The organism is Flavobacterium sp. UBA5153 (assembly GCA_002413745.1).
Lineage (GTDB): Bacteria > Bacteroidota > Bacteroidia > Flavobacteriales > Flavobacteriaceae > Flavobacterium.
This window is the reverse complement of record DHXP01000059.1, coordinates 1-12,706: the sequence shown is the minus strand read 5'-3', so window position 1 is coordinate 12,706 and position 12,706 is coordinate 1. Positions and strand designations below refer to the sequence as shown.

The window sequence follows — 12,706 nt, the reverse complement described above, 5'->3', positions numbered from 1 at the left end:
TTCTTCTCTTGACTAAACAACATTGATTATTTTTATTTAGAAATTAATAACTATTAATTTTCTACTTTGTAAAATTCCATAAATTGGACAGTTAAATTGTTATATAACTTTTGATAAAAGTTATATAATTCCTAGTTTAATAGCTTCATAATTAGCTCATTTTAAATCGTAAAGGCATGATTTTAATTAGTAATTTCTGGAAATAACCTTTTTGTCAGTGTCTTTTTGTTTTTAAAGTTCAAATGTTTTTCCATCGTAAGTCTTGCCATTAAATAACTCACTGTTGATTCGGCACCTTGATTCAAATTGATATAATGGTCTTCTAAACCGTCATAACAACCTCCAGTACAAGGATTGTAGATGATTTGGTGCAAATGATTGTTTCCTAAAAACCAGCTGAAAGCAATTTCCATTTTTTGTAAATACTTTTCTTTCCCGAAAGCAGTGTAAAATTTGCTCAAAGCAAGAATAGTATAAGCAACGTCTACAGGTTGTTCACCACCCAATTTTTCATAATTTAATTCTTCGCCATTGGTTAGCCAACCCTTGTTTGATATTACTTTGATGCTCTTGTTTCTGTAGGTTTTTGACAACAAGAAATCAAAGGATTTCTTTGCAATTTCCTTATAAATATTTTCATCCGTTGCTAAATAGGCACACAACATCGCTTCTGGCAAGATACTATTGGCATACGTAAGATAACTCTCGAACCATTGCCAGTTCGCGTCTGCTTCGTGTTTGTACATTTGGACTAATTTGTTGGCAAGATGTTGTATTAAAGATATATTTTGAATAGAATTGTTATTCAAATTACTATAATAAATCCCTTTTATGATGAAAGCCATTGCTCGAGTAGAATGAATTTCACGAACATTTAACAACGCTATTTGCATGGTTAAAACCACTTTTTCATATAATCCTGTTGGCAAAATAGCACCTATCGAAATTAGATATCCCAAAGCCCAAATCGCTCTTCCATTAGCATCGTCGAGGTTTTCACTATTTTGGTTTGTGAATTTTCCGTTTTCGTCTACATAATTCAAGAAATAACCATCAGATTGAAAGCAGAATTTTATAAAATTGAAATAAAGTTCGATGTATTCTAAATCAACTGCATCATTTGTCAATTCATAATGTTGGCAAATCGCCACCAAAGCTCGTGCATTGTCGTCTAAAGTATAGCCCGAGTCTAAATCAGGTTGGTTGATCTTAGAAAACTGAATCATTCCAAATGGGGTCGTTAAATTTTTGAAATGGTTGAAGTTGATCTTGGGAATTTTATAATGTAAAGCTATTCTTTTATTTCCCATTTTTTCAAACAGCAAAGCGTGTGCAATTGCCGAGTTTTCCCAAACAGTTGGGGCTAATTTATGAATGCCATTTGCAGCAATGCTTTTGCGCAATTGTTCATCATTCAACAAACGAATGACTTGTTGGGCTAATTGTTTTGGGTTTTCAAAATCGATAATAATTCCGGTTCCGTTTTGCAATACTTCGATTGCATGTGGAATTGGAGTAGAAATAATGGGACAACCGCAACTTATGGCATAAGAGAAAGTACCGCTTACGGCCTGGTTTCTATCCTTGGTTGTAAAAAGATAAATATCCGTTAGTTGCAAGTATTCCAATAGCTCATCTAATGGTAAATATTGATTAATGAATTTAACATTATTTTGCAATCCTAATGCAATAATTTGGGCTTCAAGCGAATTTCGGTATTTTTCACCTTCGTTTTTAACAACACTTGGATGTGTTTTTCCGATGACAAGAAACAACACTTCTGGTTGTTCTTTAACAATGGTTTGCAGCGCCTCTATAGAAGTTTCAATACATTTTCCGGAACTCAACAATCCAAAGGTTGAAATGATTTTTCGACCTGATAAATTGTATTTTTCTTTGAGAACTTCTTTGTCAGAATGCTCTACTAAATGCGTTCCGTGCGGAATTACAGTGATTTTATTCTGCAAAACAACGTAATCATTTTCTAATATTTTTGCGGATGTATTTGTCATTACGATAAATGCATCAACAGCATTACTAATTTGCTGAACTTGCTTTTTAAACTTTTCATCCGGACGGGGTAAAACGGTATGAAAAACTACAATTATTGGTTTATTGATCGATTTTAAAAAGGACATAAAATCGGCTTCGTTTGTTCTGAACAATCCAAATTCATGTTGAATTAAAACGATTTCAATAGTAGTATTTTCATTAATATTCTCCGCTAATTCCAAATACGAATTTGGATTGTCAGTTTCTAAAACGGCATATATATCATCCTTATATTTGTGCTTTTCATTTTCTAATTCTAAAGCAACAATTTTTAAGGCAAACGATTTTTTGAATTTGTTTTTTAGTGCCAAAATTAAATCTTGGGAATACGTTGCAATGCCACATTCTCGTGGAGGAAAAGTGGTGATAAATAAAATTTCAGGCAACTTGTTTTCGTTTCTTATTAAATTTAATTTGCTGTCAGAACTATTTTGAAGTTGTTTTTTTATGGAAAGCAAATGCTTAGTATTGATTGCTGTTTTAGTTCTCATCTTGTTTTTTATTTAACATTAATTCTTTTAATAATCCGGATAAACTCATTGATGCACATGCAATTCTTTCGTCGGCTGCACCGTAATAGATATATAAAGTATCATCAAAAACAACTGTTCCTGTTGGAAAACACACATTGTTTATTTCGCCTTTTAATTCCCAAATTTCTTCGGGTTTAAATAAGTCATAAGGCAATCGGGAAATTTCAACTTGAGGATTTTCAATATCCAATAAAGCGGCGCAAGCGGAATAAACATAGCCATCTATCGAAGTAATAACTTTATGATAAATGACTAGCCAGCCAAATTCGGTTTCTATTGGTGGGCAACCGCCTCCGATATAACTAATCCCTTCATCATATTTTGGTATAAGCACAACATAATCCTTAAAACGGATTAAATATTTTTGCCAAAATTCTTTGGATAAATCATCCAATGAATCGATTTTGACGACAATTTGTATTTCGGGACGAATGCGATGAAGGAAACACAACTTGCCATTGATTTTTCTTGGAAAAAAGATAACATCTTTGTCCCAGAGCATCATTTTCAATCCCTCCTTTTCAATAATATGATTGTGCTGATTGAAACGATAATATTTTTCGTCTATTGCCCCTTTTATTTCTGCCAAACGATTAAAATCTTCATAGGTAATTTTGGGAACAATGATTCCTTTTTTGTCAAAATGAATTAAATCTTTAGAAGTTGCCAATGCCCCCAATGCGTTTACACCATCATAAGCCGTGTAGGTGAGGTAATACAAATCTTCAATTTTTACGATTCTTGGATCTTCAATGCCGTGTTTTTCATACTCAAATTCAGGAGAAATCAAAGCAACATTCATCCTTTGTTCTACTTCTAAAGGCCCCATTAATTTACAGTAGCCTATACAGGAATGATTTCCTTCGCTTACTGCTCTATAAAACATATGAACAAAATCACCTTCGCGAATGGCGGCTGGATTTAACACGCCTTCATTTTCAAAAGGAAGGGTTGTTTTCTCGAGTATTATTCCGTCTTTTTTTACTGCTATCATAACTAATTAATTATTTGATTTTCTTCATAATAAGGAATTATAAAGGTCGATTTTAAATAAAAATAAAGAGTTATATTACTTTAGTAAAAAGTTGCAATATTCACATATTAAGAGGTGTTATATTTGTGTTCTTATTTAAAGTAAAAAAAGAGGCTGTCTCAAAAAAGACAGCCTCCTAACCAAAAACCAAAAAAAAATCATTCTCCAAAAATTTCATTGGATAGTTGCTCATCTAAATTATAAATATCATTTCTGAAATTCAATTGCCCGGCATTGTCAACCCAGGAAGTGAAATAAACAATATATACCGGTACTGAAGGCTTTACTTGAATGTCAAATTTTTCATCAGTTTTAAGAATGGAATCAACTTTTTTCTGGTTCCAATTCGTATCCTTTCGAAGGAAATAGAACACCAATTTCTTTGGGTCTTCAACTCTTATGCATCCGTGACTGAAATCACGTTTTGATTCGTTGAAAAGACTTTTTGAAGGGGTATCGTGCAAATAAATATTGAAATTATTGGGAAATAAAAACTTCATTTTTCCTAATGCATTATTTTTACCAGGTTTTTGTCGGATGTCATAAGGAATATTTTTTTCGTATTTATTCCAGTTTATCGTTGACGGATCTATGACTTTATTGCCGGAAAGCACTTCCATATTGTTGGTTTCCAAATAATTGGAATTCTTTTTTATATTAGGCACTATTTCATCTCTTATGATGCTATTGGGTATATTCCAATATGGATTAAGGATGATTTGTGAAATATTTCCTTTGAAAATACTCGTTTGTTTGGCATCTTTTCCAACAACGACATTTGTGGTCCAGACGACCTTGCCGTTTTCAATAATATGCAACTTGAATTCAGGAATATTTACAAGCAGAAATTCGTTTTCCATTTCTACCGGAACCCATCGCAGTCGCTCTAAATTCAACATCATTTGTTTAATTCGAAATTCAATAGGCTTATTCAATTCGACTATGGTTTGAGTATTTAATTTTCCGTTTTCATCCAATCCCATGCGGTGTTGAAAATTCATAACCGCTTTGGCCAATTGTTCTGTAAAAATAATGGTCTTGTCATTTGCTTTCAGGTCACCCGTTAAGAATAGATGTTGTTTTATATTGAGTAAACACGAATCACTTTCTGAAATTGAGATAAGTTTATTAGTGGTAATGATAATAGGAAAACCACCATTTTTAGCAATTTCACGATATTCCCTAAGTTTTGCTTTTAATTGTACGTAATAATGATTTACCGGTTCCAGGATCTTTTCTCCTTTATTTGAAACGACCAATGAATCGAGTAACACTTGATAATTTTTCTTTTTCCTTGGTATAAACCAATCGAGTTCATACGGGCTTTTTGAAATCCCTCCATACACTTTTTTAGAATACTTAAAAAAGGTGGTTGTAAGCAGTATTTCCATTTCTTCTTCGCGATTTTCTTTTATGAGAGAATTTTCTTTTTCCGCTTTTATATAATAGATTAATGAGTCCAGTCGCTTGTTTATAAAGTTTTTATTGTCAAAATCAGCACTATAATTTTGTACTTGGTTATAAAAATTGGATACGGCTACCGTCATCCCTTTTTTATTGAACCAAGCAAATTGATAATCCCGTCTTTTATAGAATTTATTCACTTCATTTTTAATGCTGTCCCCTTCGGGAAAGGTTTTAAAATAGGAATTTATTGCAGATTCATCTAGAGATAAATCAGTATAATTTTGGTTTGTATAAATACTTGATTTAGGTAATTCTTTGCTTTTCTTATTGCATCCCAATATTGTTAAAGCAATCAATAAAACAAAAACAATCTTGCTTTTGGAATTAGACGAAAAAATGGAGATGTAATTCATGTTTGTTTTTTTAATGAAAAGAGGATGTCAAAAAAAGAGCAATCATTAACCACACATTGTGCAATGGCATTCAACAAGAATACATTATGCTGATTTTAAATAACAATATAATACGAGTCTATATGACTTCTACTATACTTTGTGGTTAACCTCATTTTTTGACAACCTCTTCGGTAAATCCAAATTTATAAGTAAAATTTAATTTTATTTATGGAACTTTAGGTATCCATTATCTTCTTGAACCTCGTACCCATCGAGAGCCATGTTCGTTTTTTTCCCAATGACCCTGTTTGTGTTTACGGCCATAATTATTTTTCTCCCAATTACCATTAATTTGGATGTATGAATTTGTTCTGCTGTTCCAATTCCAGCCGCCGTCTATCCAAATGTAATCATTGCTAGGGCGTTGAGGTCTATTGTATGTTTGATACACGGGTTCCTCTGAAACATAACCTGCTGAACAGGAATTAAAGAATGGTAAGAGTCCTACCATACTGATTAAAAAAATGAATTTTTTCATGATCTTGTTTTTAATGAATTAAATTATTTAAATTATTTGAGTTTTCACTTCATTCTCCACTGATAATTCCTAAGGACTTATATAAATCTCTTTATGATATTTGCCATAAAAGGTACCGTTGGCAGAAAAAGGATTTTAAAGAAAATTAGTTTTCCTCGTCTTTTGTCTGTTGAATAGTCAAGCTTTAATTTTTTGCTTTCTTTTTCATCTGCTTTGATCAAAATTGACACTACAAAGTTGAGAAGATTTGGATTTAAATATATTACACAATTCTTGAAAAAAGTTGCATCATTCACATGTTAAACAATCTAATTTGCTTTACGTAAATATTAAGTACGCCCTTTTTTATCAAGGACAAGAATTACAATGCCTCCAATGAGAAGTACTCCGCCAATGATAGGGGACCATTGGACAGGATGATTCGTTTGTTTGTTTATTTCTATTGGACCTAAGTCCACTACTTTTTCAGTAGTTACATAATTGAAACCAGTATATACCATCATAATTATTCCTATTGTAATAATTGCGATTCCTAAAGTTTTTGTTTGCATATTTTTAATTTTTTAGATTTAACTTATTAAAAGGTTTGTAATCATTAGATTATAGCTAGTTAATTTATAATTTATAAATCCTAATTGCTTAATGAACGGTCACCGAAAAGTTTAATGTTTTCTTAAAAAAAAAGTAAAATATCAAAAAAACAAATGTAGTGGTAACCACAAATTCAGTAAACAAATTTCTGGACGAGTGAAACTGTATATAACTTTTCCCCGTATTCCGAAAGGCTCAGAGAGATTTTATCCCAGCAATGTATATACTCCATAACCGAAGTCACTTCCTTTTTTACTGTGTTGAAGAAATAATTTTTTATTTTGAATGAAGAAAATGTTAGCATGAACCAAAAGCAGAATTCAGCATTTTGCTCATCTGCTTTTATCACGCATTTAATAATAGTGTTCCAACAAAGATTTACTTTATGATTCGTCTTTTGTTGTACGTACAAGGCTAATGCCTGAAACGAAGAATACTAGACCAAGTACTCCGTAAATGATAAGCTCTTTAACATCGCGAGTACCTCCTGAAGTATTGGTAAACACTACAGCAGTATAAATAAGACCACCTATTCCGAGGGCTGTAAGTAATGCCCCAAAGATTCTTTTGATATTCATAATATTTAATTTTTAAAGATTTTCTGTGATAGAAAACTGATTTTTTTATACATGCATACCCACCAAGGAGTTTAATAGCCCAAATACCTTGAGAAGCCATACAATTACAAGAATTACAACCACAACGTTGAATATTTTTTTGATTTTGCCATCCATGGGAATGAACGTATTGACAAGCCATAGAAGAACACCAACAATAATTAATACGAGTAAGATATTGAATATTGGCATAAAAAAAGATTTATAAGTTTAATTCAAAAATAATCCTTTTAATTTACATATGTGTTATATAATTAAAAAAAAAGTTGCGTTATTCACAGATAATCTTTCCGAATAATAAAAATGAGCACTATTTATTAAGTAACACTATTTTTTATCTGGTAAATATCTCCTTATCACATTGGTATTGCCTCCCATCAGTTCTTTGTATACCTTTGTTGTCAAGTATGAATGTAGCAGTAAAAAGAAAGATTGCACTGTCATAAAGGTTCCCATAAATAGAAATATTAGAAAAGTTGCAAAAGTGGACATCTGACAAAAAATGTTAATTGCCAACACCACAGCAATTTATAAAAGTACAAAAGCTATTTAAGGAAACTATTTAAAAAAAAAAGAGGTTAACCTACAAGGTCAGCCTCTTTTGATATTTTGATTCTTTTGATTTATTGTGGTTGTGTAACAGTATTCATTTGAAGGGTTACGGCAGTTTGCGCCAACATTCTTCCGTTTATTGTTGCACCTGTCTGTAAATTAATACCTGACATTCCCAAAATGTTTCCTTCAAAATGACTAGTTGTTCCGCATGTAACGGCATCTGAAACTACCCAGAAAATATTTTTAGCTTGTGCTCTTCCAGCTAAGGTAATCCTAACAGCAGAACTCATTTTAAGAGTACCGGCAACTTGGAATATCCAAACATCAGTTGAGCTACCAGAAATAGTAATATCCGTTGGAATGTTAAGGGCAGTTGTCCATTTATACAAACCAGCTGTGAGTATTTTTCCTCCAATATTCCCAGCACCCAAATTCAGAAAATCAGGGTTAGATCGTCCAGCTGCATCAGTGTATGCAGTTTGCATATCGCCTACAGCCGTAGTTAATCTTGTAGCATTAGTTATACTACATGGAAGCGGACCAGCAGCATCGACTGTGTATATTGTCCCTACCACTTCGTTACATCTAACTAAAACAGCGGCACCAGTGATTGGGCTTGACCCAATATCGCCAGTAATAGCTGATTTATAGACATCTGTAATTCCTGATTTTGACAGAATTGCAAAATTACCTGCAATCCCAAGATTTACCGCAGCCAATGAGCCGCTTTTTGTTTTACCATTAACTGATTTCCCAACTGCAGACACTTTTGAAGTCAAAGCAACTGAATTTGCTACTTGAGCAGTTCCGGAAGGCGGAGTGGTGTCATTATTCTGATCACAACTGGACATTAACACAACCAATAGCACTGCCATGGTTGTGAATACATTTCTTATTTTCATTTTTATTATTATTAAATGTGACATAATTATCACAGAACAAAGATGGTCTATTTGATGCCTAAAAAAGTTACACAATCTTGGGCAAAAGTTGTGTTATTCACACAGTTTTCTGTATGGAGAAAGAATAAAAAAACAGGAGAGAGGCGAGATATAAAAGGGCAAAAGCTATTTAAGGAAACTATAAGGAAAGAAAAAAGAGGTTAACCTACAAGGTCAGCCTCTTTTGATATTTTGATTTTGATTTTGATTTATTGTGGTTGTGTAACAGTATTCATTTGAAGGGTTACAGCAGTTTGCGCCAACATTCTTCCGTTTATTGTTGCACCTGTTTGCAAATTTATTCCTGTCATTCCAAGAATGTTTCCTTCAAAATGACTGGTTGTTCCGCATGTAACAGCATCTGAAACTACCCAGAAAATATTTTTGGCTTGTACTCCTCCAGCAAGGGTCATCCTAACGGCAGAACTCATTTTAAGAGTACCGGCAACTTGGAAAATAAAAACATCGGTTGGACTACCAGAAATGGTAATATCCGTTGGGATGATAAGTGCACTCGTCCATTTATACAAACCAGGTGTAAGTGTTTTTCCTCCAATATCCCCTGCGCCCAAATTTAGAAAATCAGGGTTAGATCGTCCGGCAGCATCAGTGTAGGCAGTTTGCATATCACCAACAGCCGCAGTCAACATAGTTGCACTTGTAGTTTTACAGGCAGGACCCGCAGCATCAACTGAATACACATTTCCTGTCACTTCTCCACAATTTACAACCATAGCTGCTCCAGTGATTGGGCTTGTACCAATATCTCCTGTAATAGTAGATTTATAAACACTCGTAATTCCCGTTTTTGACAGAATTTCAAAATTACCGGCAATCCCAAGATTTACTCCAGCCAATGAACCACTTATTGGTTGAACAGCGTCGGATAGCTTGCTTGTAGACAAAGCAACTTTTCCTACTTGAGCCGTTCCAGAAGGTGGTGTTGGGGTATTATTTTGATCACAACTAGACATTAACACAACCATTAGCATTGCTAAGGCTGAAAAAACATTTTTTAATTTCATTATACTTAGATTTGGAATGTGACTTAATTATCACAAAACAAAGGTGAAAAATTCATCACCGTAAAAGTTACACAATTCTGTATAAGAGTTACATCATTCACACATTTTGCAATATAAAAAGAGAAAAAGAGGAAGTTCACTGGTGCAAATAAGTCTTATTATTCACTATGGTAATATAATTTTCTTCTTGCAAAAAATGAGGAGTAATTATAAAAAAGAATGATGCAATCTATAAAATAAATTGCATCATTGACAGTGTAGGTAAATAGGTAGATTAATGAATCGAAGCCGAATAGGAGAGGGAATGACTACATTCTATCCATATACCAACTTAATTCTTTTTCCATTTTTTTATATTGAAAAATGGCAGTAATTATTTTTTGCAAACGCATAAAAGCAGTTTCACTTTTTACCACATAGTCAAAAGCCTTGTGGTGCATACAGTTTATGGCTACTTCAATTTTGTCTTGTGAGGATAACATCACCACTGGAATATCAAAATTAATAGCTTTAATTTTATCCAAAGTTTCTATTCCGTTCATCGCAGTTTTGTCAATTCCATCCAGTTGATAGTCCAAAATAATTACATCTGGATTGTGCGATAAATGCGCTACACAAAGTTCCCCTGTTGCATACGTTTCAATGGTAAAATCAGCATGTTGCGTAAATTCAATTTCTAATGATTTTAAAAATAAGGCATCATCATCTACCAAGAAAAGTTTAATTTTATTTTCGTTTTTCACGATTAAGTATTTTTAATTATGTTAAATTCTATTTCTAGTTCTTCGCAAGCTTGCATGCAAATGGTTTCTATTTGAACGACCATTCCTTCTGTTTCATCTGTGAATTGTTCTGTATTTGCAGATTCCTGTATTTTTTTTGCCATATCTTCGAAATCCGAGCTTATGCCCATTATTGAAAAGGAAGGAATAATTTTATGAACTGCAGCACTTAACAAAGACCAGTTTTTATCCGCCACACTTTGTTTCATGGCATCTATTAATGGCGGTGTTTGTTGTAAATAGAGTGAAATCATTTCCATTGTTAATTTTGGATTTGATTTTGTTCGGGTATTTAAATAATCCAAATTGATGCATTTTGATTTTGCTCTTTCAATTTTACTTCCGTTCCCATTTTTACTGATAATGTCAGTTTCATTAGCTTTGATAAGTCCCGGTCTTTTTGCCAAGCCCACAATTTTGCTATATAGTATTCGCTCATCAACCGGTTTTGCAATGTAATCATTCATTCCGACTTCTTTGCATTTTGCCAAATCAACCGTGGTAACATCAGCGGTTAGAGCGATAATTGGAATTTTTAAATTCATTGTATTTCGAATGTATTTTGTAGCCTCAAATCCATTCATTACGGGCATTTGCAAATCCATCAAAATGACGTCATAGGATTCTTTTTTGAGTTTTTCGATGGCAATTTTTCCGTTTTCGGCAATATCGCGTTCAAAACCAAAATCATCCAAAAGGGTCTTCATCAATAATTGATTAAGAGGAATGTCTTCTACAACCAAGACTTTTATGTTATTGATTTCGGAATCTAATTCCAATATTTCAGTTTCGACTCCAGCTTCAATAGTTGTTTTTTGAAAACTTAAAATAAAACTAAAAGTGGAGCCTTCGCCAATTTTACTTTTTACGGCAATGGTTCCGCCTTGTGGTTCTACTAGCTGTTTGACGATGGCAAGTCCTAATCCCGTTCCGCCATATAATCTTGATGTGTCGCTAGTTGCCTGTTGAAAATCGTCAAAAACAGAATCTATTTTACTTTCTTCAATTCCAATTCCTGTATCTGCAACCGCAAATTCAATTGTGGAGGATTCGCTATCTTCATCTAACAAACGAATACTTACCGTGATTTTTCCTTTTGAAGTAAATTTAATGGCGTTACTTACCAAATTTAAAATAATTTGGTGCAAACGAACGGGGTCGCCCAGCAATACTTTTGGAATATTGTCATCATATTCCGTTACCAATTCCAGATTTTTTTCCTGTATTTTTGTTTCAAATACATGGAGCATTGCCGAAATAGAAGAGGCTAATTTAAAAGGTACCTTTTCAAAAGTCATTTTCCCGGCGTCTACTTTTGCCAAGTCAAGAATATCGTTGATTAGCACGATTAATGCATCGCCACTTAATTTTATGGCTGATAAATATTCTTTTTGTTTGGCTGATAAATCTGTTTTCAGAACTACTTTTGTAAATCCGATAATCGCATTCATTGGCGTACGAATTTCGTGACTCATATTGGACAAAAACTGTTGTTTTGCTTTTACGGCATTTTCGGCAATTATTGTGGCGTTTTCGGCATTTATTTTTTCTTCTTCGGCAATACCTGTTGCTAATTCTGCAAATACTTTGGCCTCAATCAACTCAGTTGCAATTCTTTTTTGATCCGTAACGTCCCTGGCGACAATTACGACTCCCATTACATTTCCATCATGGTCTTTATAGATGGAACCGTTGAATAATACATCGGTTAATTTGCCGTCTTTGTGGCGAAGTGTAAGTGGAGAATCGGCAACAGAACCTTTGGCAAATACTTCCTGATAAACTTCCCTTGCCATTTGTGGTTCCGTGAAATAATCGAAGAAATCAGAACCTTTGAGTTCTTCACGCATCATTCCGGTAATGTTCACTAATGCTTCATTCATATCGGTAATTTTGCCTTCGATATTTATGGTCACCAATGGATCACGACTTGCCTCGATAAGGCTGAGAGAATATTGCGAAGCTAATTTTGCCGAATAGTTTAATGCTTCGAGTTTTTTGTTTTCAATTTCTCGTTTTTCTTTTTCAATGTTTTGAAAGTCAAGTTCTTTGTTGGCAATAATTAATTCATTAGCACGTTTTCCTTTCTCATCATTTTGATACGCCAATTCTTCGTTGGCAATATCTAATTCATCGGCACGTTTTCCTTTCTCATCATTTTGATAGGCCAATTCTTTGTTGGCAATAACTAATTCTGCTGCGCGTTTTTCTTTTTCATCATTTTGATACGCCAATTC

11 protein-coding genes are annotated in these 12,706 nt (G+C 33.4%); all 11 read right to left on the bottom strand.

The window, feature by feature from the left end; translation table 11 throughout:
* Nucleotides 1-182: 182 nt before the first annotated feature.
* Nucleotides 183-2,543: a glycosyltransferase gene (locus tag B2145_RS11620; protein ID WP_291102383.1), complete on the bottom strand. Its 2,361-nt coding sequence runs from the start codon at nt 2,541-2,543 to the stop codon at nt 183-185.
* Entirely contained in the window at nt 2,533-3,579 is a 1,047-nt protein-coding gene (locus B2145_RS11615) for a pesticidal protein Cry7Aa (RefSeq protein ID WP_291102381.1), read from the bottom strand. Before B2145_RS11615 ends, B2145_RS11620 begins: the two co-directional genes overlap by 11 nt.
* Nucleotides 3,580-3,776: 197 nt before the next feature.
* Entirely contained in the window at nt 3,777-5,438 is a 1,662-nt protein-coding gene (locus tag B2145_RS11610) for a L,D-transpeptidase family protein (RefSeq protein ID WP_291102378.1), read from the bottom strand.
* A gap of 229 nt (nt 5,439-5,667) precedes the next feature.
* Complete coding sequence (locus B2145_RS11605; protein ID WP_291102376.1) at nt 5,668-5,958, bottom strand: hypothetical protein; 291 nt, start codon at nt 5,956-5,958, stop codon at nt 5,668-5,670.
* A 329-nt stretch (nt 5,959-6,287) separates the two neighbouring features.
* A complete protein-coding gene (locus B2145_RS11600) occupies nt 6,288-6,509 on the bottom strand; it encodes a hypothetical protein (protein ID WP_291102374.1) in 222 nt (73 codons plus the stop codon).
* Between the two features lie 423 nt (nt 6,510-6,932).
* Complete coding sequence (locus B2145_RS11595) at nt 6,933-7,127, bottom strand: hypothetical protein (RefSeq protein ID WP_291102372.1); 195 nt, start codon at nt 7,125-7,127, stop codon at nt 6,933-6,935.
* Nucleotides 7,128-7,172: 45 nt separating this feature from the next.
* Nucleotides 7,173-7,358: a Thivi_2564 family membrane protein gene (locus B2145_RS17625; protein WP_349677711.1), complete on the bottom strand. Its 186-nt coding sequence runs from the start codon at nt 7,356-7,358 to the stop codon at nt 7,173-7,175.
* 431 nt (nt 7,359-7,789) lie between these two features.
* On the bottom strand, nt 7,790-8,623 hold the full coding sequence (locus B2145_RS11590; protein ID WP_291102369.1) for an ice-binding protein: 834 nt from the start codon (nt 8,621-8,623) through the stop codon (nt 7,790-7,792).
* 248 nt (nt 8,624-8,871) lie between these two features.
* Nucleotides 8,872-9,687 (bottom strand): ice-binding protein, encoded by an 816-nt coding sequence (locus tag B2145_RS11585; protein WP_291102367.1) that lies wholly within the window; start codon nt 9,685-9,687, stop codon nt 8,872-8,874.
* 308 nt (nt 9,688-9,995) lie between these two features.
* Nucleotides 9,996-10,430 carry a response regulator gene (locus B2145_RS11580; protein WP_291102365.1) on the bottom strand — a complete coding sequence of 145 codons (435 nt, stop codon included), beginning with the start codon at nt 10,428-10,430 and terminating at the stop codon, nt 9,996-9,998.
* 2 nt (nt 10,431-10,432) lie between these two features.
* On the bottom strand, nt 10,433-12,706 hold a 2,274-nt coding region (locus B2145_RS11575), incomplete at its 5' end, for a PAS domain-containing hybrid sensor histidine kinase/response regulator (RefSeq protein ID WP_291102363.1).